This window comes from Glutamicibacter sp. BW80 (genome assembly GCF_002332385.1).
In the GTDB taxonomy this organism is placed as follows: Bacteria; Actinomycetota; Actinomycetes; order Actinomycetales; family Micrococcaceae; genus Glutamicibacter.
Genome location: NZ_NRGV01000039.1, coordinates 24,754 through 47,100 on the forward strand (window position 1 = coordinate 24,754; position 22,347 = coordinate 47,100).

General features: G+C 64.7%; 23 protein-coding genes. 13 read left to right on the top strand and 10 right to left on the bottom strand.

Annotation, left to right across the window (positions count from 1 at the left end; genetic code table 11):
* Window positions 1-41 precede the first annotated feature (41 nt).
* Window positions 42-836 carry a creatininase gene (locus CIK76_RS11745; protein WP_096286664.1) on the bottom strand — a complete coding sequence of 265 codons (795 nt, stop codon included), beginning with the start codon at window positions 834-836 and terminating at the stop codon, window positions 42-44.
* A gap of 383 nt (window positions 837-1,219) precedes the next feature.
* Window positions 1,220-1,879 carry a GntR family transcriptional regulator gene (locus CIK76_RS11750; RefSeq protein WP_096286666.1) on the bottom strand — a complete coding sequence of 220 codons (660 nt, stop codon included), beginning with the start codon at window positions 1,877-1,879 and terminating at the stop codon, window positions 1,220-1,222.
* Window positions 1,880-2,030: 151 nt separating this feature from the next.
* On the opposite strand from CIK76_RS11750, the gene glyA reads away from it, so the two are divergent.
* From glyA to CIK76_RS11785, 7 genes are all read left to right on the top strand, one after another.
* A complete protein-coding gene (gene glyA, locus CIK76_RS11755; protein WP_096286668.1) occupies window positions 2,031-3,347 on the top strand; it encodes a serine hydroxymethyltransferase in 1,317 nt (438 codons plus the stop codon).
* Window positions 3,348-3,349: 2 nt separating this feature from the next.
* Complete coding sequence (locus CIK76_RS11760) at window positions 3,350-4,567, top strand: sarcosine oxidase subunit beta family protein (RefSeq protein ID WP_096286670.1); 1,218 nt, start codon at window positions 3,350-3,352, stop codon at window positions 4,565-4,567.
* Between the two features lie 16 nt (window positions 4,568-4,583).
* Complete coding sequence (locus tag CIK76_RS11765) at window positions 4,584-4,883, top strand: sarcosine oxidase subunit delta (RefSeq protein WP_096286672.1); 300 nt, start codon at window positions 4,584-4,586, stop codon at window positions 4,881-4,883.
* On the top strand, window positions 4,880-7,789 hold the full coding sequence (locus CIK76_RS11770; RefSeq protein ID WP_096286674.1) for a sarcosine oxidase subunit alpha family protein: 2,910 nt from the start codon (window positions 4,880-4,882) through the stop codon (window positions 7,787-7,789). The genes CIK76_RS11765 and CIK76_RS11770 overlap by 4 nt, the downstream gene beginning before the upstream one ends.
* Entirely contained in the window at window positions 7,782-8,402 is a 621-nt protein-coding gene (gene soxG / locus CIK76_RS11775; protein ID WP_096286676.1) for a sarcosine oxidase subunit gamma family protein, read from the top strand. The genes CIK76_RS11770 and soxG overlap by 8 nt, the downstream gene beginning before the upstream one ends.
* Before the next feature lie 182 nt (window positions 8,403-8,584).
* Entirely contained in the window at window positions 8,585-9,076 is a 492-nt protein-coding gene (locus tag CIK76_RS11780; RefSeq protein ID WP_096286678.1) for a universal stress protein, read from the top strand.
* Between the two features lie 58 nt (window positions 9,077-9,134).
* A complete protein-coding gene (locus CIK76_RS11785) occupies window positions 9,135-10,535 on the top strand; it encodes a mycothione reductase (protein ID WP_096286680.1) in 1,401 nt (466 codons plus the stop codon).
* Here CIK76_RS11785 and CIK76_RS11790 read toward each other — a convergent pair.
* A complete protein-coding gene (locus CIK76_RS11790) occupies window positions 10,532-10,855 on the bottom strand; it encodes a CHY zinc finger protein (protein ID WP_096286682.1) in 324 nt (107 codons plus the stop codon). The two genes, CIK76_RS11785 and CIK76_RS11790, sit on opposite strands and share 4 nt — an antisense overlap.
* A 417-nt stretch (window positions 10,856-11,272) precedes the next feature.
* Entirely contained in the window at window positions 11,273-11,521 is a 249-nt protein-coding gene (locus CIK76_RS19605) for a hypothetical protein (protein WP_096286684.1), read from the bottom strand.
* A gap of 25 nt (window positions 11,522-11,546) precedes the next feature.
* Between CIK76_RS19605 and CIK76_RS11800 the strand changes: the two genes are divergently transcribed.
* Entirely contained in the window at window positions 11,547-12,095 is a 549-nt protein-coding gene (locus tag CIK76_RS11800; RefSeq protein WP_096286686.1) for a CGNR zinc finger domain-containing protein, read from the top strand.
* A gap of 66 nt (window positions 12,096-12,161) precedes the next feature.
* On the opposite strand, the gene CIK76_RS11805 is transcribed toward CIK76_RS11800, so the two are convergent.
* Window positions 12,162-12,587, bottom strand: a complete 426-nt coding sequence (locus tag CIK76_RS11805; protein ID WP_176484189.1) for a LysR substrate-binding domain-containing protein — start codon at window positions 12,585-12,587, stop codon at window positions 12,162-12,164.
* 21 nt (window positions 12,588-12,608) lie between these two features.
* On the opposite strand from CIK76_RS11805, the gene CIK76_RS11810 reads away from it, so the two are divergent.
* From CIK76_RS11810 to CIK76_RS11825, 5 genes are all read left to right on the top strand, one after another.
* Window positions 12,609-12,992 carry a hypothetical protein gene (locus CIK76_RS11810; RefSeq protein WP_176484190.1) on the top strand — a complete coding sequence of 128 codons (384 nt, stop codon included), beginning with the start codon at window positions 12,609-12,611 and terminating at the stop codon, window positions 12,990-12,992.
* Between the two features lie 41 nt (window positions 12,993-13,033).
* The gene (locus tag CIK76_RS19085) at window positions 13,034-13,294 is read left to right on the top strand and encodes a hypothetical protein (protein ID WP_141393542.1); all 261 of its coding nucleotides are present in this window, start codon (window positions 13,034-13,036) and stop codon (window positions 13,292-13,294) included.
* A complete protein-coding gene (locus CIK76_RS11815; RefSeq protein WP_141393543.1) occupies window positions 13,291-14,442 on the top strand; it encodes an ROK family transcriptional regulator in 1,152 nt (383 codons plus the stop codon). The genes CIK76_RS19085 and CIK76_RS11815 overlap by 4 nt, the downstream gene beginning before the upstream one ends.
* A 111-nt stretch (window positions 14,443-14,553) precedes the next feature.
* Window positions 14,554-15,363, top strand: coding sequence for an ROK family protein (locus CIK76_RS11820; protein ID WP_096286693.1), 810 nt, complete (start codon window positions 14,554-14,556; stop codon window positions 15,361-15,363).
* A gap of 6 nt (window positions 15,364-15,369) precedes the next feature.
* The gene (locus tag CIK76_RS11825; protein ID WP_096286696.1) at window positions 15,370-16,185 is read left to right on the top strand and encodes an HAD family hydrolase; all 816 of its coding nucleotides are present in this window, start codon (window positions 15,370-15,372) and stop codon (window positions 16,183-16,185) included.
* Between the two features lie 145 nt (window positions 16,186-16,330).
* On the opposite strand, the gene CIK76_RS11830 is transcribed toward CIK76_RS11825, so the two are convergent.
* The 5 genes from CIK76_RS11830 to CIK76_RS11850 all read right to left on the bottom strand — a co-directional run bounded on the left by CIK76_RS11830 (window position 16,331) and on the right by CIK76_RS11850 (window position 22,223).
* Complete coding sequence (locus CIK76_RS11830) at window positions 16,331-17,527, bottom strand: serine hydrolase (RefSeq protein WP_096286698.1); 1,197 nt, start codon at window positions 17,525-17,527, stop codon at window positions 16,331-16,333.
* 87 nt (window positions 17,528-17,614) lie between these two features.
* A complete protein-coding gene (locus tag CIK76_RS11835) occupies window positions 17,615-19,255 on the bottom strand; it encodes a biotin carboxylase (protein WP_096286700.1) in 1,641 nt (546 codons plus the stop codon).
* 242 nt (window positions 19,256-19,497) lie between these two features.
* A complete protein-coding gene (locus CIK76_RS11840) occupies window positions 19,498-20,709 on the bottom strand; it encodes an amidohydrolase (RefSeq protein ID WP_096286702.1) in 1,212 nt (403 codons plus the stop codon).
* Window positions 20,710-20,732: 23 nt separating this feature from the next.
* Entirely contained in the window at window positions 20,733-21,458 is a 726-nt protein-coding gene (locus CIK76_RS11845; protein ID WP_096286704.1) for a hypothetical protein, read from the bottom strand.
* Between the two features lie 15 nt (window positions 21,459-21,473).
* Window positions 21,474-22,223 carry a DUF5058 family protein gene (locus CIK76_RS11850; RefSeq protein ID WP_096286706.1) on the bottom strand — a complete coding sequence of 250 codons (750 nt, stop codon included), beginning with the start codon at window positions 22,221-22,223 and terminating at the stop codon, window positions 21,474-21,476.
* Window positions 22,224-22,347 lie beyond the last annotated feature (124 nt).

A 22,347-nucleotide genomic window follows, 5' to 3' on the forward strand; every position in this document is an offset into this window, starting at 1 on the left:
ATTTTTTCCGGCCCTGGGACGTTGAGTGATCCACCGACATGCTAGTTCGCCTCCAGGGGCATGCCGCCGAGCAGCAATTCGTTCTTGAGGGCGTCGGCCACCTGGCTCGTGACGGTTTCGAAAAGCAGCCGCCCGCGCTCGGCGGTCGCCCCCTTTGCCGAAGAGAGGCAGCCGCTGTCCGGTGTCCGGGACGGGTCTTCGGGAAAAATGTCGTAGGGGGTGAGCTTTGCCGGTGGGTGGTCGACAACGCGATCCATGCTGACCAATTCGGGGTGCAGCAGCAGCATCAGCGACGTTTCGAGGATGCCTCCATGTTCTATGTCCCAGCCGAGGAAGCCGTCCGGGAAGACCTTGGACAGGGTCTCTTCGTCGACGAAGTCCCAGTAGGAAAGCAGCATGGCTCGGGCGGCGGATCCGGGATTGCGGGTGCTGGCCACCGCGTTGTCCAGGCCCTCGTAGATGAATTGGTAGTTCTCAAAATGCCCATTGAGCACGACAACATTGTCGAACCCCTGGGCTATGAATGAACCGACGACATCTTCAACCATCTGGCTGAGCGAGCAGCCGCCGAGGCTGACGGTGCCCGCGCGGTGGTTGCCGCCGCCGGAACGGGGCTGTGATTTGTAGCCGTAGCAAAGGGCAGGAGCGACCAGTGCTCCGGTTTTTTCTGCCACGGCTCCGGCGATGGTGCGTGAGAGCATTGCATCGACGCCCAGCGGCATGTGGGGACCGTGCTGTTCGGTGGCTCCGGCTGGAATGATAATGGTGGATCCGGTGCGTGCCAAGTGCTCCGCGTAGGTTTGGGCATCAAGCTCTTCGATGAATACTGAGTGCATGGAAATCTCCTGGCCCCAAGGGGCGCCGAAGCGCCGCGGAAGGGACTTGTTCTGTTTCGGAGTCTGGTTGCAGTAAACGCAACACTGTTGCACTGCATCATTTCAGTGGCTCAGGTCACAGTCAAGACCTCGCGTGAAATAATTTGACGCACCGGATGCACATTGAAGCCGCGCTGGATACCGGTCCGGAGGGGTTGCGGCGAGAAGCGCCGCTAGGCGCCAGGGCGCGAGGAAGCTGCCGATTGGCCTCCTGGATGCGCAGGCGATCGGCGGCATGCCTTGAGGGGTGCAACTCGGCGCGGAAATCCGCTGAGCCATTCGTTCCGCTGGCGGTCGCGCGCGGGGACGGCCCTTCGGCGACGAGTCGGGGTGGATCGGGGAATTTACAGGACCGCGCGCACCGACGACTCAAAGTGCACGATGTGTTCCAGCGCCAGCTCTTCGGCCGCATGGACGTCGCCGTCCAGAATGGCTTGGAGCAAGTTGGCGTGTTCTGAAATGTGCTCATCAACCGTGGGCATTCGGTCAAGCGTCATGCACCAGATGCGTGTGGCCAGGTTATCCAGTCGAATGAGGGTTTCTTCGAGGTGGTGATTGCCGGCCGCGCGATAGATCAGCCGGTGGACCTCCAGATCGTTCTCCATCAGCTCGCGGCGGGCAGTGGTCGAGTTCAGTGCGCCGACCGCCCTGACGGTGTCCTCCATCCGGGCGCGGGCGATCCCGCCGTGCAGGGCGGCGGCTTTTCCTGCCGCCAATGGCTCCAGGGCCTGGCGAACTTCGGTGATATCGGCCAGTTCGGTAATGTCAACGCGCGTGGCGAAGGTTCCGCGGCGCGAATAGGACTGCACGAGATGGTCGACTTCGAGGCGCTTGAGCGCCTCGCGCAGCGGGGTGCGTCCAAGGCCCAGCTCTTCGACCAGCCGGGCTTCGTTGATGGGGTCGCCCGGGGCGATGTCCATCATGATGAGCCGATCGCGCAGTACCAGATAAGCGCGTTCGGCCATGGACTCGCCGCCGCTAATCAGCTGAGCTGTCATGGTCATCGTGTCCTCCGAATTCCCGGCGCCATTGTGCCGAAATGCTATGCGTCAAAGAAATTCCAGCTAACCCATTGACTGGGTGTGGCTCCCATCATACAGTGAATTACAGATTGATATATCAGTTGTCGGCAATTCATACATTTAGGAATGGGCAATGACTCTAACTACCTCCCTCGCAGCGGATTCGCTGACCGAGGATCTCGGAACCCTGGACCCGGAGATCGCGCAGCGCATCGACGCGGAGCTGGCTCGCCAGCAGCGTGGTCTGGAGATGATCGCTTCGGAGAACCATACCGCGCAGGCCGTGATGCAGGCGCAGGGTTCGGTGCTGACCAACAAGTACGCCGAGGGCTACCCGGGCCGCCGTTACTACGGTGGCTGCGAAGAGGTCGACGTGGTGGAGACGTTGGCGATCGAGCGTCTGAAGGCTTTGTTCGGTGCGGAGTATGCCAATGTGCAGCCGCATTCGGGGGCGCAGGCCAACGCGTCGGTGTTCCATGCGCTGGTTCGCCCGGGGGATACCGTGATGGGCCTGAACTTGGCTCATGGCGGTCATCTGACCCACGGGATGAAGATCAACTTCTCCGGTCGTCTGTTCAACATCGTTCCTTACGGTGTGGATGAGCAGACCTATGAGGTGGATATGGATGAGGTGGAGCGTCTTGCCGTGGAGAGCCAGCCGAAGATGATCGTGGCTGGCTGGTCGGCGTATCCTCGCCAGTTGGATTTCGCCCGTTTCCGTGAGATCGCTGACAAGGTCGGTGCGTACTTGTTCGTGGATATGGCGCACTTCGCTGGGTTGGTGGCTGCTGGGTTGCATCCTTCGCCGGTGCCTCATGCGCATGTGGTCACCTCCACGACGCATAAGACTCTTGCCGGTCCGCGTGGTGGCATCATCCTGACCAATGATGCTGATATTGCCAAGAAGATCAATTCGGCGGTGTTCCCTGGTCAGCAGGGTGGTCCGTTGGAGCATGTGATTGCTGGCAAGGCGGTGGCGTTCAAGATTGCTGCGTCGGCGGAGTTCAAGGAGCGCCAGGCGCGTACGTTGGCTGGGTCGCGGATTCTGGCTGAGCGTTTGGGCCAGGGGGATGTGGCGGCTAAGGGCATTAGCGTGCTGACCGGTGGCACGGATGTGCATTTGGTTCTGGTTGATTTGCGTCATTCGGAGCTTGATGGGCAGCAGGCCGAGGATTTGTTGGCGCAGGTGGAGATCACGGTGAATCGTAATGCGGTGCCGTTTGATCCGCGTCCGCCGATGGTGACGTCGGGGTTGCGCATTGGCACTCCGGCGTTGGCGACTCGTGGTTTCTCGGAGGCTGCGTTTGGCGAGGTTGCGGAGATTATTGCGCAGGCTTTGATTGCTGGTGCTGATGGTGATACTGGCGTATTGCCGGAGCTGAAGGAACGTGTTTTGAAGTTAGCTGCCGCTCACCCGCTGTACCCGAACCTGCCGAAGATTGGAGCATAATCATGGCTGACCTGCTTCCCGAGCACCCAGAATTTCTCTGGAACAACCCGGACCCGAAAAAGTCCTACGACGCGGTGATCGTCGGCGGCGGCGGGCACGGACTGGCGACCGCCTACTACCTGGCCAAGAACCACGGCATGACAAATATCGCCGTACTTGAAAAGGGCTGGCTGGCCGGCGGTAATATGGCCCGCAACACCACCATCATCCGTTCGAACTACCTGTGGGACGAATCGGCTGGCATCTACGAGCACTCCCTGAAGCTCTGGGAGCAGCTGCCCGAGGAACTGGAATACGACTTCCTCTTCTCCCAGCGCGGGGTCATGAACCTGGCCCACACCCTGGGAGATGTGCGCGAATCGGTCCGCCGCGTGGAGGCGAATAAGCTCAACGGCGTGGACGCCGAATGGCTGAGCCCGGAACAGGTCAAGGAAGCCTGCCCGATCATCAACATTTCCGACGACATCCGCTACCCGATCATGGGCGCCACCTACCAGCCCCGTGCCGGCATCGCCAAGCACGACCACGTTGCCTGGGCCTTCGCCCGCAAATGCAACGAGCTGGGCGTGGACCTGATCCAGAACTGCGAGGTCACCGGAATCCTCAAGGACGGCAACAAGGTCACCGGAGTGAAGACCAACCGCGGCACCATCCTGGCCGGCAAGGTCGCCCTCGCGGGCGCCGGCCACTCCTCGGTGCTGGCCGAAATGGCCGGCGTCGACCTGCCGATCCAGTCCCACCCGCTGCAGGCGCTGGTCTCCGAACTCTTCGAACCGGTGCACCCGACGGTGGTCATGTCCAACCACATCCACGTCTACGTCTCCCAGGCGCACAAGGGCGAACTGGTGATGGGCGCGGGCATCGACTCCTACAACGGCTACGGCCAGCGCGGGGCCTTCCACGTGATCCAGGAGCAGATGGCCGCCTCCGTGGAGCTCTTCCCGATCTTCGCCCGGGCCCACGTGCTGCGCACCTGGGGCGGCATCGTGGACACCACCATGGACGCCTCGCCGATCATCTCCAAGACCCAGGTCGAGAACCTCTACGTCAACTGCGGCTGGGGAACCGGCGGCTTCAAGGGCACCCCGGGTGCCGGCTGGACCTTCGCGCACACCATCGCCAACGACGAGCCGCACAAGCTGAACAAGCCGTTCGCGCTGGAACGCTTCGAAACCGGCTACCTCATCGACGAACACGGCGCCGCAGCCGTGGCCCACTAAGAAAGGGAACCAGCTCATGATGCTGATTGACTGCCCGAACTGCGGGCCACGCAATGAAACCGAATTCAAATTCGGCGGCCAGGCGCACGTCGCCTACCCGGAGGACCCGCAGGCGCTGAGCGACAAGGAATGGGCCCAGTACCTGTTCTACCGCAAGAACCCCCGAGGCATCAACGCCGAACGCTGGGTGCACGCCGCCGGGTGCCGCAAATGGTTCAACGCCCTGCGCGACACCGTTACCTACGAATTCAAGGCAATCTACGGTGCCGGCGAAGCCCGCCCGGCACTGCAAAACACCGAGGGAGGCACCCGATGAGCACCACCGATTCATACCGTCTGGACGCTGCGCAGGCAGCCGACGCCCGGGTGGACTACGCGCAGCCGCTCGACGTGAAGCTGAACGAGAAGCCGCTGTCCGCGCTGCGCGGGGATACCCTGGCCAGCGCGATGCTGGCCTCCGGCATCCGCCGGGTGGGCGACTCGCTGTACCTGAAGCGCCCGCGGGGCATCTTCGCCGCCGGGGTGGAGGAGCCCAACGCGCTGGTCCACATCCACGCGCGGCACAGCGATGACGTGGACGAGTCGATGCTCGCCGCCCCGGTGGTTCCCGCCGCCCAGGGGCTGTCCGCCCGCACCCTGTCGGGCCTGGGCACCATGGATCCGCGCAAGGACGAGGCCTACTACGACCACGCGCACGTGCACACCGACGTGCTGGTGGTCGGCGCCGGCCCGGCAGGCCTGGCCGCCGCCCGCGAGGCCGCCCGCAGCGGGGCCCGGGTGATGCTGCTCGATGAGCGCGCCGAAGCCGGCGGAAGGCTGCTCGACGCCCCGGACGAACAGATCGACGGGATCGACTCCTGCCAGTGGATCGCGCAGGTCACCGCCGAGCTTGACGCCGCAGAGGAGACCACCCACCTGCAGCACACCACGGCGCTGGGCAGCTACGACTCGAACTACGTGATCGCCGTGCAGCGCCGCACCGCGCCTCTGGACGATGCCCCGGCTCCGGGGGTCTCGCGCGAACGCGTCTGGCATATCCGTGCCGGTCAGGTGGTGCTCGCCACCGGCGCCCACGAGCGTCCGCTGGTCTTCGAGAACAACGACCGCCCGGGCATCATGCTCGCCGGCGCCGTCCGCTCCTACCTGAACCGCTACGGGGTGCGCGCGGGGTCGCAGATCCTCGTGGCCACCACCAACGACTCGGTCTACCCGCTGGTCACCGAGCTGGCCGCCAGCGGCGGGGTCGTCGCCGTCGTCGACGCCCGCGAAAACGTCTCGGTGGCTGCCGCCGAGGCGGTCGGCGCCGGGGTGCACGTGATCACCGGTTCGGTGGTCGTGGATACCGAGGCCGGCGCCAACGGCGAGCTGTCCGCCGTCTGGGTCGCCAGCCTGGATGCGCAGAACGATATCGGCGCCGCGCAGCGCCTTGAAGCGGACACCCTGGCCATCTCCGGCGGCTTCAACCCGGTGGTGCACCTGCACTCCCAGCGCCAGGGCAAGCTCGCCTGGGATGCCACCGTGCACGCATTCCTGCCCGCGGCACCCGTCGCCAACCAGCACCTCGCCGGTTCGCTCACCGGCCGCTTCGACACCGCCGGAGCGCTGGCCGGGGGCGCCGCCGCCGGTGCCGCGGCGGCCACCGCCGCCGGCTTCGAGACGATCGCCCGCGTGCCCGAAGCCATCGAGGTGGCCCTGGGCGAAACCCGCCCGGTCTGGCTGGTCCCTTCCCGCCAGGGCGAGGATGCGGTGCACTACAAGCACCACTTCGTGGACCTGCAGCGCGACCAGACCGTGGCCGAGGTGCTGCGCTCCACCGGAGCCGGCATGCGCTCGGTGGAGCATGTGAAGCGCTACACCTCGATCTCCACCGCCAACGACCAGGGCAAGACCTCCGGGGTGGCGGCGATCGGCGTGATCGCCGCGGTGCTGGGCATCGAGAACCCGGCGGAGATCGGCACCACCACCTTCCGCGCCCCCTACACCCCGGTCTCCTTTGTCGCCCTGGCCGGGCGGAACCGCGGCCAGCTGCTGGACCCGGCCCGCGTCACCGCCATGCACCCCTGGCATCTGGCCCAAGGCGCCGCGTTCGAGGACGTCGGGCAGTGGAAGCGCCCCTGGTACTACCCGCAGCCGGGTGAAAGCATGGACGAGGCCGTCTACCGCGAATGCGCCGCGGTGCGCGACTCGGTGGGCATGCTGGATGCCAGCACGCTGGGCAAGATCGAGATCCGCGGGGCGGATGCGGCCGAATTCCTCAACCGCATCTACACCAACGGCTACACCAAGCTGAAGGTCGGCATGGGCCGCTACGGGGTCATGTGCCACGCGGACGGGATGATCTTCGATGACGGGGTGACCCTGCGCCTGGCGCAGGACCGCTTCCTGATGCATACCACCACCGGGGGCGCCGCCGAGGTGCTGGATTGGCTGGAGGAGTGGCTGCAGACCGAGTGGCCGGAACTGGATGTCGTGTGCACCTCGGTCACCGAGCAGCTGGCCACCGTCGCGGTGGTCGGGCCGAAATCCCGCGCGGTGATCTCCAAGCTCGCCCCGGAGCTGGACGTGTCCAACGAGGCGTTCAAGTTCATGGCCTTCGCGGATACCACGCTGGAGAACGGCACCCCGGCACGGATCAGCCGGATCTCCTTCTCCGGGGAACTCGCCTTCGAGATCGCGGTGCCGAGCTGGTACGGGCTGGGCACCTGGGAGGCCGTCTACGCGGCCGGCGAGGAATACAACATCACCCCGTACGGCACCGAAACCATGCACGTGCTGCGCGCCGAGAAGGGCTTCATCATCGTCGGGCAGGACACCGACGGCACGGTGACCCCGCAGGACGCGGCCATGGGCTGGGTGGTCTCCAAGCTGAAGGATTTCGTGGGAAACCGCTCCTTCAGCCGCGATGACAACCAGCGCACGGACCGCAAGCAGCTGGTCTCCGTGCTGCCGGTGGACAAGACCCTGCGCCTGCCCGAAGGCACCGCGCTGGTCGGAGCCGGAACACCGTTCACCCCGGCCGACGGCCCGGTCCCGATGGAAGGCTGGGTCACCAGCTCCTACAACTCGCCCGCGCTGGGCCGGACCTTCGGCCTGGCCCTGATCAAGAACGGCTTCAACCGCATCGGTGAAGTCCTCAAGGCCCCCGTCGGCGACCAGCTGGTCGACGTCGAGGTCTGCGAAACCGTCCTCTACGACCCGGAAGGCAGCCGCCGAGATGGCTAAGCACAGCGTAATCGAACCAACCACCGATCTGCGCCGCTCCCCGGCCGCGCACCTGGCCGAGGCGATGGCCCGGGCCTCCGTCGCCGGGGCGCGCGCCGTCGCATTGCGCGAGATCGCGCTGGCCACCGCCGTGTCGCTGCGCGCGGTTCCCGGCAGCGCCGGGCACCAGGCGCTCGCGGCGGCCACCGGCGTGGGCTTGCCCGCCGGCGTCGGCGAGGTCGCCGGGTCCATCGAGGGCACCGCGGTGCTCTGGCTCGGGCCGGATGAATTCATGGCCTTCAACGCCGCCGGGGAGGAGCTCACGCAGCCGCTGGACTCCGCCCTGGGTCAGGCGCCGGGCCAGGTCATCGACCTCTCGGCGAACCGCGCGGTGCTGGAGCTGCGCGGCGCGGCGGCCAGCCTGGTGCTGCGCAAGAGCTGCCCGGCCGATCTGCATCCGCGGGCCTTCGCGGTCAACCAGGCGATCACCACCACGGTTGCGAACGTGCCGATCCTGCTCTGGCGCACCGCGGAGAACAGCTGGTATGTCATGCCGCGCGCCTCGTTCACCGAACATGTGGTGCACTGGATGATCGACGCGATGGCCGAGTTCGCCTCGGACCCGGTCATCTAGCCGAAGCACGATCGGCAACAAGAGGGCACCTGGCGGGCCGGTCCATCTTCGGGCCGGCCCGCCGGTGTCCGGCGGCAAAAATTTGCGGACAAGACAGCGGCGCGCTGGCATACTGGGATTAGCGACGCAAACCCGTTGCGGCGGATGAAAATCCGCACTCGGCACGATCCGTGGGAGTCCTGATGACTGAGCGTATTTTGTTGGTTGGCGTTGAACTGGGGCAGGCACCGGCGGTCCTTGAAGCCGTCATCGAGCTGGCCGAGGCCACGGGCGCGAAGGTCATGTGCCTCTACGCGGACTCGGGCCGATTCGTCACCGAACGCCTGCCCACCGGAGAAATAGTCGAAGACACCACCTTCGACGGGGACGAACAGTTTCAGCAAGATTTCTCCCCGGCGCTCGCCGAACAGCTTTCGAAGGCCTTCGCCGGGACGAAGATCAGCTGGGCGGCGCGCACGGTCGCCGGAGATCCTGCCAAAGCTCTGATGCGGGTCGCCGCAGAGCTTGACGCGCAATTGATCGCCATCGGCACCCGGCGTCCGGGGCTGCGCAGCAGGATGGAAGAGCTGATGGATGGTTCGATCGCCGTTGCGCTGGCCCATCGGCAGTCCCGCCCGGTGCTCGTTGTCCCGCAGGTTCCCGGCTTCTTTGAGGCGCAGCCCGCCAAGTCATGAAACTTCGCTCGGCGGCGAAAATGTTTCTCTGGCTGGGCCGCTGGCCTACGATGAAGCCATGACTCGGCGTAACGTAGATCTTGCAATCATTGGCTCCGGTTCCGGCAATTCGCTGATTACCGACTACTGGGATGACAAGCAGGTAGCTATCGCCGAAGGCTCAACTTTCGGCGGCACCTGCTTGAATGTCGGTTGCATCCCGACGAAGATGTTCGTCCGCCCCGCCCATCTGGCCCGCGGGACCGAGGAAGCGGCCCGGCTCGGGGTGCAGATGGCCGTGGAGAAGGTCGACTGGCTGGCCATCCGCGACCGGATATTCGGGCGCATCGACCCGATCTCCGCAGGCGGCGAAGACTACCGCAAGCGGTTGGAGAACGTCGAGCTCATCTCCCAGTTCGTCACGCTGCGCGAAGGCAAAACCCTGCGGGCCGAAGACGGCACCGAAATCACCGCCGAGCAGCTGGTCATCGCCGCTGGTTCCCGCCCCACCATGCCCGAGCTGGAAGGCATCGAGCTGGACGGGGTGCACACCTCGGACACCATCATGCGGCTGGCGAAGCTTCCCGAACGGCTGGTGATCATCGGCGGCGGCTACATCGCCTGCGAATTCGCCGCAATCTTCTCCGCGCTGGGCACCGAGGTCATCCAGCTGGTCCGCTCCGGAGCGCTGATGCGCCACCTGGATGCCGAAATCCGCGGGGCCTTCAACGCAGAAGCGACCGGCCACTGGCAGGTGCGCTATCACACCGAAGCCCGCGCGCTGCGCCCGGCCGATTCCGGGCTGGACGTGGTGCTCGGGTCCGAAACGCTGCGAGCCGACGCGGTGCTGGTGGCCATCGGCCGCACCCCGAATACGGATCTGATCGGCGCGCGGGAAGCCGGCCTGGAGCTGCACGAGGACGGCCGGCTGCAGGTGGATCAATACCAGCGGGTGCTGCGCGGCGGGCAGCCGGTGACCGGCACCTACGCGTTGGGGGACATCAGCTCACAAACGCAGCTGAAGCATGTGGCGAACTACGAGGCGCGGCTCGTCGCCCACAACTTGGAACACCCCGGGCAGCTGCGCAAGAACTCCGATCGTGCGGTCCCGGCAGCGGTGTTCACCCACCCGGAACTTGCCACCATCGGGCTCACCGAGGAAGAAGCGCGCGCGCAGCTCGGAGCGGAGCACCTCACCGTGAAGACGCAGAAGTTCGGGGACACCGCCTATGGCTGGGCGATGGAGGACCGCTCCGGTCTTTTCAAGGTGCTGGCCGACAAGCGCACCGGCCAGCTGGTCGGCGCGCACGCCATGGGGCCGGAGGCCTCGAACCTCATCCAGCCGGTGATTATGGCGATGAACCTGGGCATCGATGCGCACACCGCGGCCACCGGCCAGTACTGGATCCACCCGGCGCTGATGGAGGTCGTGGAAAACGCCCTGCTCGGTTTGGATGTCCCGGACTCTGGGCTGCTCTAAACCTCGAAATACAGTGCCAGGTGCAGCTTGCACCCGGGGTTGAAGAGCGCATCGCAGGCAGGGCAATGGCTCGCGCCCAGATAGTCCGTGACGCTCAGCTGCGCTTTGCAGACTCCGCAGAGCACCGCCGGTTCGCCGAAGCGCTCCGCGGGCCAGAGTCGTACCTGGTGGCCGGCGACTTCCGCGTGGCACAGGTGGCACGGATAGTACTGTCCGCAGCAGAAGTGCTTGATAGCGATGATATCGACGTCCTGATGATAGTGGGCGCAGCGCGTCTGCGGGTCGACCTCGACCCCGCGGACCGTGGGTGTATCGCTCATTTGTGCTCCTTGGTTCGTGCAGCGCCCGAGAGCCTGCGGTGCTCCTACGCTACCGCGAGGACGCGCGTTGCCGGGCAGAACCCGAAACCATTGTGCATTGATGCACGCTCGATGTGCGAAAGCGGAACCCGCAATGGGGCGCCAACACCTACCTTCCAAGGGTGATCCAGGACATACTCGTGATTGATCATCACAGGTGGGGTTCGGTGGCTGAATGAATAATATTTTTAGTCAGTGCCCTGGTTGGTGCGGTGCTAGGCAGGCATGCTGGTGGAGCGGGCTAGCCGTGTGGGGGTGAATGGAAAATTTATTCACTCATCGTCTTGCACCAGATTCGTGGATGGCGGTCCGGTCGCAGCGGAACGGCAGCCCGGTCTGCGGGTGCTGGGACTGTTGTTCGGTCCAGATGGGAAACCGTCAGTTGCTCCTCTGACTCACATTGCTCGATGCCCGACCTGGCAGGGGGTGCAGCTCGGCGCTCACCGGTGTTGGTACGAGGTTCGTTTGGTTCTGGATGTCCACTCGCCGCACTCCGCAGGCATTGCAACGCACGTAGATGACATAGCCGATCGAAGTAGGGTGCTTGGACTCGCTGATCCAGCTGTGCTCGTGGGTGCCGACGAGCGACGTGTTTTGCTGAGTTTTGATGTTCTGTTTAATGTGCATACTACTACCATGATGTAATGGTCTTATGCATCTCAACCCTTACGGAGAATATGCGGTTCTGCTAGCTGCCTCGCTCGCCTCGTCCTGGCCGGAAGACCGTGCCGGAATCGTCTCTCGCGCACGGGAATTCGGAATGACAGTTCCCTTTCCCGAGGAAACGGGGGACTACATTGCGGTTCGCCGTGTCATCGACGACTGGCTGACCGTGGTGGATGCACCGGACCCGCAAGAGCGTGCACGCATCCTCAATGAGCACATGGCCACCGCCTCTGCGTATCCGCGGCTTACCGACCACGATGATGAAGGGTGGCATCTGCACTACCGGGATGACGACGCGCGCGCCTTGCCCCACGTGCTCTCGGCTGTCTTCAGCGTGGGAACCGCCTTGCATCTCACCACCCGTGGGATGCACCGGCTGCACCGCTGTGCCGCGGGAGCGACGCCGGGGGATCCCTGCACGGCGGTGGTGGCCGATGTGACGCGCAACGGACGGCAGCAGTATTGCTCGGTGCGCTGCGCGAATCGGGCGGCTGTGCGCAGGCATCGTGCCCGAGCGGCGGCGGGCAGCGACTAGTGCGGACTGGCTGCAATCGAGGGGCAACGGGTTCGGGGCTGCCCTTTGCCTGGGTAGTGCGCCAGTTCAGCAGTCGAAGGGCGGGATGAACCAGTTGCCATTTGCGGCGGCATCGTTCAGCGCACGCACCGTCGCATGCACCGCCTTGTTGCGCAGCGCCTCCTCGCGGCCCACCAGCCAGTACTCCGAGGTGTAGGAGAACTGATCGTGCAGCACCGGCGCCAGGGTCGGGTACTGCTCGGAGAGGAAGACCGGCAGCAGGCCTAGTCCGGCGTGGTTCATTGTCGCGGCGAATTGCACCGCGATACTGGTGGAGGACACCGAGCGGCGCATCGGCGGAAATAGGCTGGTTGCGTCGTCGAGCTTGTCCGCGGTCAGCGCGGTGTCGATGTAGTAGTTCAGATAGTGCTCGCGCAGGCCCTCCAGCGTGGTGGGGGTGCCGCGCCGCTCCAGGTACTCGGCGGTGGCGTAGAGCCGCAGCTCATAGTCCATCAGCTTCGGGGAAACCGCGCGGTGAGCAACGCGGGCCGGCCGGTGCAGGGCCAATCCCTGATGGTGCTGGGCCTGGGCGGGGTGGGCATGGCGGCGCTGCTGGTAGCCATCGCCCATACCGCAGGCTGGAAGCGCCCGGCCCGGCTGATCGCGGTGGATATGAACCGCGAGAAGCTCCGGCGCGCACTGGAGCTAGGTGCCACCGAGGCGCTCACCCTCATCGGCTCCTACCTCGGCTCGGCCGTCCCCGCCCGCGACATCCCCTACTACGAACAGCTCTGGCGCGACGGGCTGCTGCCGGTCGAGGAATTGCTTACCGGCCAGCGCCCGCTGAGCGAAATCAATCTGGCCTTCGACGAGCTCGCCGATGGGAGCAGCATCCGCCAGTTGATCACCTTCGACTGACCACGCCAGACAACGGCGCCAGCCGTGATAGTTTAGCGATTATGTCCGTGAAGAATGAGCCGCCCGCCTTGCCGAACCTGCGTGAGGCCGGCGGGATTCCCGCCGCCTGGCTCGACTCCATGCGCACGATGCTGTCCGAAGAGCTTCGCCATCTGATGCTTGGCACCAGCGTCGCCGGGCTGGAGCGGGCCCCGGACCTGGGCATCGCGCAGCACGGTTCGCTCGGCGACTACCGGTCCGCCCACGGCTTGAGCACCCGGCGCTTCGAACGCCTCGCGGAGCGGCTGGTGGACTCCCGGTGAGCATCCCCGCACCGACCTCCGGTCCGCGGGCCTTGGCCACGCTGACCGACCGGCAGATCTTCGATTACCTGTGCCTGCGCCAGCCCGCCACGCGCACCGATATCGCCGATTCTCTGGGCCTTTCCAAACCCACCGCCTCCCAGGGGATCTTGCGCCTCCAGGAAAACGGCCTGGTCAGCTCCGTAGCTGCCGACTACGATCCGAAGGCCGCGGTCCGGCGCGGACGTGCCCCGGAAAGCTACGGAATCAACCAGGACTTCGGCCATCTGCTCGGCCTGAGTCTGGAAGCAGGCACGCTGCTGGGCCGTACCACCGATCTGTCCGGCCGCACCCTGGCCGACGCGCACCTCGCGGTGCCCACCGAGGCCAGCGCCGCGGCGGTGCAGCAACTAGCGGCGGACATGGTCCAGGAATTAATTGCCGCCAGCGCGGGGCAGACCCTGGCCGCGGGGGTATCGCAAAGTTCGCCGGTGCAGCGCGCCGGAGAGCAGAGCACGGCGCTGCCCACCCCGGTTTATGCCGGTTCCTCGGCCTCTGTGGCGCCGCTGGTGCGCGAGCAGACCGGGGCTCCGACCAGCTTGGACAATGACGTGAACTGGATGGCGCAGGCACAGATCGCACTCGATGCGGGCCGTGCTGCCGGGTCCTTCGTGCTGCTCTATGTGGGGCCCGGTATCGGCACGGCGTTGGTCATCGACTCCAAGGTGCACCGCGGCGCCAGCGGCACCGCCGGCGAGCTGAGCGCGCAACGCTTCGCGGAACACACCTTCCTGGAGCGATTGCGCGCCGCCGGGCTGACCGAGGCCGGCAGCTCCCGGGTGGATTGCGCCCGCCTGCTGCGGGCGCTGAGCGGGAAGGAACCGGACGATCACCTGGTCGCCGGGCTCACCGAGTTGCTGGCCGACGTGCTGGGCAACCTGCTGGCGTTTTTCGATCCGCACCGCTTGGTGCTCTGCGGTCCGCTGGCTCCCTTCGAGTCCTTCACCATTGGTCTGCAAAGTGCGCTGGCCCGTAGGATGGGGCTGGGAAGAACCGAGTTTGAGGTCAGCACGCTGGGCGAGGATGCGGCACTGCGCGGGGCGCTGCATGGGGCGAGGTCGAAGCATCTGGTTCGGCTTTGGTCCAGCTACCGGGCAGAAGCCGTCTAGGCGTTGACTGCGAACGCCGCCGCTAGCTATTGTTAAGAGTCCTTAATATAGTTTCTGGTTTGCTTTCCGTGGGTACCCCACGGCATGAACCACTTGCAGGGGAGTATCCTGATGGCAACATCTGACGCATCGGCAGCTGAGTCGCAGTACGCTGCCATCGGCCTTGACCTGGGCGGATCATCGATCAAATACGCCTTGGTCGACTCCGCCGGCAAGCTCGTGGAGAGCACCTTCGGCCAGGCCACCACCCCTGAGGGTGCCCACCCGGACGCCGTGGCCCAGGTGATGACGGAGATTATCGGCGAGCTGCAGCGGCTCACCGGCGAAGAGCTGGACGGCATCCCCGCCGGCGTCACCGTGCCCGGCGTGGTGATCGACGGGGTGGTGCATACGGCCGCGAATATCGATGAGGCCTGGATCGGATTGGATGCCACGGCGATGCTGGGCCAGCTGCTGGGCCGCGAAGTTTCGGTGCTCAATGACGCCGACGCGGCGGGCATGGCCGAGGTATACGCCGGCGCCGGCTCGCAGGACGGCCGGCCGATCAAGGGCAGCACCTTGTTGCTGACCCTGGGTACCGGCATCGGATCGGCGTTCTTCCGCGACGGGGTGCTCTTCCCGAATGTGGAATTCGGGCATCTGGAGATCGACGGCTTCAACGCGGAGAGCAAGGCCGCCGCCCGGGTGATGCGCGAAGAGAACCTCAGTTGGGAGCAGTACATCGCGCGCCTGCAGCGCTACCTGTCCCACGTCGAATTCCTCTGCAGCCCGGATCTGATCGTCATCGGCGGCGCGATCTCCGAAGACCATGAGCAGTTCTTGCCGCAACTGAAGCTGCGGGCCAAACTCGTGCCGGCAGAATACAACAACGCCGCCGGGGTGCTGGGCGCCGCGCATCGCGCCCTGCACTCGGGCACTTAGGAACCTATGCATACCATTGACCCGAACGCCCAAATCAAGCTCGTCGCCGTTGACATGGACGGCACCTTCTTGGACGGTGAGGGCCAAATCCCCGACGCGGCCTGGGCCGTGATCGACGAACTGCAGGATCGGGGCATCAGCTTTGTCCCGGCCTCCGGGCGGCAGTTCGCCACGTTGCGCGAACAGTTCGCGCAATTGGGCGAAATCGCCATCATCGCCGAAAACGGCACCGTGGTGATGCACGGCGAGAACGAGATCTATTCGAACATCATCGCCGGAGAGTCGGTCGCCGCGGTGATCGCCGCGGTCCGCGGCCAAGGGCAGCTGAATGCCGGGCTGGTGCTCTGCGGCCGCCGCACCGCCTATGTGGAACGCAGCGACGCGGCCTTCGCTGCCGCGATCGCCCCGTACTACCGCGCGGTGGAGGTCGTCGAGGACCTGGCCCAGGTGCAGGACGAGATCATCAAGATGGCGGTGAACGTGGGCACCGGCGCGGTCCAGGAGATGGCCGCGGCCCTGGACGTTGAGCTGCAGGTGGTGATCTCCGGAAGCCATTGGGTCGACGCCATGAACCACGGGGTGCACAAGGGCCTTGCGCTCAACGCGCTGCAGGAGAAACTCGGCGTCAGCGCCGGTGAAACGGCGGTCTTCGGTGACTACCCGAACGATCTGGAAATGATCAAGGCCGCCACCTATTCCTTCGCCATGGCCAACGCCCACCCGGTGGTGGCCGCCGCGGCGAACTTCACCGCCCCGGCGAATACCGAGCACGGGGTGCTGCAGGTTTTGCGTGCCTACCTCCAGGGCCGCAGCGAACTCTGACCCCGTCTGCCTTTGCGGGTGCCGGGTTTCAAACTGGCCGCACCGCGCTGGGCAGGAATTTGGCCGGGAAACGAAGAGCGCCCCAGTCTCGGCACACGGTGCCGAAGCTGGGGCGCGGTCAGCCGATGGCCGCGAGGCCGAAAGCCTAGCGGCCGTCCTGTTCGGCCAGATGGTTGGCGATCGCGTCGAAGGCGCGGATAGTGGGGAAGAGCTTGGAGGCATCCTGCGGCAGTGGCCAGCTGGAGAGCTTCACGCAGACCATCTTCGTTGCGGGATTCATGTAGATCATCTGCCCGTGGATGCCCAGCGCCAAGGCAACATTCGACTTGGGGTAGGGGAACCAGATCTGATTGCGGTAATGCCCGCCGGGCATCATATTATCGCCCGGTGAATCGGCGAAGGCTTTGAGCTGGTCTTCGGTGGCGGTGAAGGTATCGCGAATCCAATCTGGCTCGAATACCTTCTGCCCGGTCAGCGCCACCCCGTCATTGACGTACAGGTGGCCGAGGCGCGCCAAGTCGCGCAGGGTCGCATTGAAGCCGCCGTCGTACATGCCGGTGCCGAATTGGTCGGTGCCCATCACCAGGTCCTGCTGTGCGCCGATCTTGGCCCATACATACTCGGAGAGCAGCTGCGCCATGCGCGCACCGCCGGCCGCCTCCAGTACCCAGCCGAGCACATCGGTCTCGCAGGAACGGTACTCGAAAGGACCGCCGTGTTCGGTTTTGGACTTCAGCGTCAGCAGGTAGTCGTACATCCCGATCGGGCCGATCGCGCCGCTGGGTTCGGTCCAGCCGATGGCCTCCTCCAGCAGGCGCACCTCGGCTTTCGGGTCCAGATACTCCTCGGAGAACTGGATGCCCGAACGCATGTCCAGCAGGTGGCGGACTCTCGCCCCGGCATAGCCCGAGCGTTCCAATGACGGCACATAGTCGGTGACCAGCGCGTCCACGTCCAGCTTTCCGGCGCCTACCAGCGCGCCCGCCACGGTGCCCACGACGGTCTTGCTCATCGACATCAGCAGATGGTCGGTCAGCGAGGTCATGGTGTTGTAGTACTTCTCCACCAGTACCCGGCCATTGCGCATCACCAGCAGGCCATCGGTGTTCGTCGAGTTGATGACCCCGCGCACGGTCATCGACGGTTCGGACGCGGAGACCTTGGCTACCTCAAGCTCGCCGATCTCCATTTCGGTGAACGGCAGTTTCGCGATCGCGTCATCGCCGCGGGAGACCTTGGTGGTAGGCAGGAACTCGGCGATGTTCTGGAAGGATATCTGGATGTTTTCCGGATACTGCCAGTTGGCGATCGTTAACTCGGTTGTCGCTAGGCCGCTGGTCATCTGCTGGTCCGTCTTCTCTTGGGAACGCTGTTGTGCTCTGTGTTTCGGAGCCTACCACCAGCAGTTGAATGGGGCAGTGATGCTGGGTTAGCGGTTTTCCGCCGGCGGAACGTCGATGCCCTTGTACTGCGCGCGGATCGAGGAGATGAAGTGCTTCGCGTCGATGGTCAACTTCGTCTTCTTCTTCCCCTCATACTGCAGCTTCGCCTTGGTCACCAATACACCCAAGTCAGCGCCCTTCCAACGGTAATCTTCGGCACCGTAGATGCGCAGGAAGAACGCTTCCTTGTGGTTCTGCAGCTGGTGCCAGTCCAGCGCGCTGCGCGAGAACTGCAGCTTGCCCTTGGAGTCCAGGAAGTACTTGCCGGTGCGCGGGGCATGGGTGATGTACTGCACGATGTCATCGGTTTCCTTGATGATCATGTGGCTCCAGACATCCGCCCCGGAGAGCTCCTCCCAGCGCGCGTTGATCTCATCGACGTCCAGCTCGAAGTCCACGTCGAGGTATTCGAGCAGGTGGAAGAGGAACAGCGGGATATCCGCGTAGGCGCCGGCGGTCACGTTGGTGATCGCGCTCGCCCCGGAGATGCGCGGGTTCAATTCGCCCAGGTACACCTCGTCGGTGTCGGTATCGACCAGCACGTCGACCTCGAAGAAGCCGCGGTAGCCGGTGGATTCAAGCCCCGCTCCGACCTTGCGGACCAATTCGATGGCGCGGGCGCGCTGCCCGTCGGTGACCACATCGGGGTGCATCTCGTTGCCGCACCAGCCGCCCTTGTACGGGGTCAGCTCCTTGTATCCGGCCAGCTCGGTGAGAATCGGGCCGACGACGGTGCCGCAGCGGGTGAGCACCGCTTCCACGGCCACCGGCTGGTTGTTGATCCGCTTCATGACCTTGAGCTGTTCGCCGATGATGTGCTTGGAATACTGGTTCCAATCATCCTCGCTGGTGATGAAGAACGTGGTCTTGCCCGAATCGCCGTATGGGGTCTGCACCACCAGATCATCGCCGAGCTTCGCCCCGCGGGAAAGCTTCTGCAGCTGCGCATAGGAGTCGGCGGTGCCCAGCACATTCGGGACCGAGTGGGCGCCGGCGGCGTTGCCCAGTTCGGTGGTGACGATCTTCGAATCCAGATGGGTGCGCAGCTCGTGCGATGGCAGGATCAGGTCGTAGCCCAGCTCCTCGCAGATCGCCTCGGTTTCCTCGTCGAAAAACACCATCGCGATCTTCGGGCGCTGGCCTCCGGGGGTGCGGCGCGCATCGATGTATTCGCGCACCTCGGGGTTTTCCAGCAGCCAGTTGTTGATTTCTTCGGAGCTCTGGAAGTCCACATGCGGCTTCTCACTCGGGGTGAAAACCCGCGGGTGGTGTCCGTCCCAGCCATCGTAGTAAGTGATATAGCTGAATTTGCGCACCCAGCGGTCAAGGCCCAGCAGGTTCACCGGGGTGGCGCCGATGAAATAGATCGGAGTCTGGTTGGTGCGGAAGAAATGGCGCGCCTCGCTCATATTCTTCAGCGTGCGGCCAAAATTCACGATGCGTGGAGCCTCCACGATGCTCTCGTCGTCGTTATAGGCGGCATCCACGGCAACATTGGCAGTCATCTCGTCCAAAACGCTTTCCTGCGACTGCGTTTTGCCGGCCTGTTTGCGTAATTTGGCCAGATCGCTCGGTTTGGGCATCTGCGGTCGTGCCGTGCCTTCGCTCGCCTCAAGAAAATTTGCCATGGGATGTCGTTCCTTCAAAGTGGTAGACCTAGTAATTCTTCACGTGCCCGACGCTGGACACGCTGCGTACCGGTTGCTCTATCCATGCTTCGGGGTGCGAGTAAGGCGAGAGCAACGGTGAGGTAAAGCTGCGGTGAATAGTGAGTTTTGGGGCGCTTTGGCGTTGGGTAATAGCCTAGACGCGCGAAAGTCCTAACGTGAATTTAATGACACGTTAGGACTTTCTCTGTCATGTGACGATGTCAGCTAGCGGAGCCGACGTAATACCCGATGGCTGCCAGGGCTGCCCGCACCCCGGTATCCAGGGCTGGAACATAGTCGGGCAGGAAATGCGGGGAGTGGTTTACCGGGGCGGGCCGAGCGGTGGTGTCGAAGCCGCCGAACATCCAGAACACATTCGGTACGCCCAGCGCATCGGCCAGCGCCCCGAAGTCCTCCGAGCCCATCGCCGGGGGCACGAAGCGCACCTGTTCGGCACCGAACTCGGTCCCGAAGGCCGAGGCCATGGACTGGGTTTGCTGCGGGTCGTTGTAGAGCCGCGGGAAGCTGTAGAGCGGCTCGATCAGCGGCGCCGGCGCATTGCCGGCGGCGGCCTCGGCTTCGATGATGCGGGTGACCGCGCTGAGCACCTGCGCGCGGACCTCTTCGGTGAGCGTGCGGATATTCAGCGTGAACTCCGCGCGATCCGGAATGATGTTCTCCTTCAATCCCGCATGGAAGGTGCCGCAGGTGATCACCGCCGGGCTCAGCGGATGCAGTTCGCGCGAAACGATGCTCTGCAAGCGGGTGATGATATGCGCGCCGAGCACGATCGGGTCGATGGAATCCTGGGGCTGCGAGCCGTGGGACTGCTTGCCGAAGAGCGTCACCTTCAGCGAGTCGGCCAGCGCCATCGCGCTGCCCTCGGTGACCGCAATGGATCCGGTCTGGAAGGGGAAGACATGCTGGCCGAGCACCACCTGCGGGTGCGGGACCTTGTCCCACAGCCCGTCCGCGAGCATCGCCTGCGCGCCGGCCGCGGTTTCCTCGCCCGGCTGGAAGATCCACAGCACCGTGCCGGACCAGCTGTCGGTGCTTCGGGCCAGCACCTGCGCCGCGGCCAGCGCGGAGGCCACGTGCGTGTCGTGGCCGCAGCCGTGCATTACCGGAACCTCGGTGCCGTCGGGCAAGACCCCGGTGGCCACCGAGGCGTAGTCCGCGCCGGTGTCTTCCTTGATCGGCAGCCCGTCGGAATCCGCGCGGAAGGCGATCACCGGGCCGGGGCCATTGGCATGGATCCCCACCACCCCGGTGCCGCCGCAGCGGAAGTTCTCGATGCCCAAATCATTCAGCCGGCCCTGGATGTAGTCGGCGGTGGCGTGCTCTTGCATCGATAATTCGGGGTGTGCGTGCAGGTGCAGGTAGCTTTCGTGCAGCGCACGAGTCTCCTGGAGGTTCAATGCGAGCTCGTTCATGGTCTTCCTTTGCTTGGTGGTGTTTAGTCTTCGGTGGTCGCCGCGAACTGGGTGCGGTCCCGGACCAGCCAGGAAACGAGGATGGAGGCGATGACCACCAGCGCGGTGGCGAACATCGCCAGCCCGGGCATAGCTGGCAGGATCACGAAGTTCATCAGCAGCGCGAGCGTAATGGCCACCAGGGTGGGGCGCAGCGACTTCATCGCAACGATGGACTGCACGAGCACCGCACCCATCAGCGAGGGCAGGATGTAGAGGCGGGCGACCTCGACTACCTCGGCGGGAACCATGGATACCAGCCAGGTGCCCAGCAGCCCGACGAAGAGCAGCAGGCTGGTGAGGTGAACCGTGGCCGCGCCGCAGATGGCCATCACCGCGGCCAGGTCTCCGCGTTTGCTGCCCGGCTTGGCGCCGATGGACGCCTGGGCGACGATCGCGGCCGGAAGCAGCTTATTGGAGATGTTGCCGATCATGAACGCCTGGTACATGGCGGCCGAGCCGAGGATCGGGAAGTAGGTGGCCGGTTCGACGATCCACAGCACCCCGAAGGTCGCCGCGACCGCGAGGAACGCCACCCAGATCATCGACGGGGCGATGTCCAGATCGCTGAAGAAGACCAGATAGATCGGGCCGAGCAGGGAGAAGAGCAGGCCGGCGGACATGGTCAGCGAGCCGTAGCGGGTGGTTTGCTTTTCGAAGCGCGCCATTGAGGCGTCGGCGCCGGTCAGTTGTGCTGCTGAGGTGCTCATGTGGTGCTCCTGGTCTTAGGCTGCGGTGTGCAGGAAGTAGCCGGCGGTGATGGCAACGGCGATGGAGATGCCCAACGCCCATTCCTTCAACCATTTCGCGTTCAGCGCTTTGGCCAGGAAGAGGCACAGCGCCATGGTGGCTGCGGACACCGCAACCAGGATCAGGTGGACGTTCGATTTGGGCAGTTCGGCAATGGTCAACGCGGAGAACGCGCCGAGCAGGGCCGCGGTGGGGATCAGCGCCATCACCGCGGGATTGCGTTTGGCCAGCGACTTGCCGCCCTTTTTCATGATCGGGGTGAGGATCAGCGTGGCGAGCATCCACATGGCCCCGGACAGGCTCATCGCCATGAACGCGACCGCGAAGACCTGCTGGGTGTAGTCCGCCCCGCCCAGCGAGGCGCCCATGGCGACCGCGGAGATGGTCGCCGATCCGGTTTCCGCCGAGACCGAACCGATTAGTCCGATGCGCACCAGCACCGCGGGGGTGCCGAACAGGGCCAGCAGCGCAATGGCGACGAAGACGACCGCCAGCGAGGGGCCGACGGAGGCGACCGCACCGGCGCGGAAGGATTCCTTCAGCTCGCGCGCCGGCATGTCCACATGCGGCGCGGCGACCTTGGCCGCCCGCGAGTAGAGGACCGTCTGGATGAAGATGACTGCGAATACGCCCAGGGCGCAGAACCACAGGAAGGGGGTGTTGGCGATGGCCCAGATGTTCGTTGAACTCGGGTCGCCAGCGGCCAGAACGAGCTGTGGCTGCATGGTGGGCTCCTGAAAGGGGTAGGTGGCAAAGCTTGATGTGATGTGGATCGCATCTAGTAATAACCTTGCTAGCTCCCGTCAATAACGGCAATAATTGGCACGTATTGCCAAGTTTCTGTCGTTT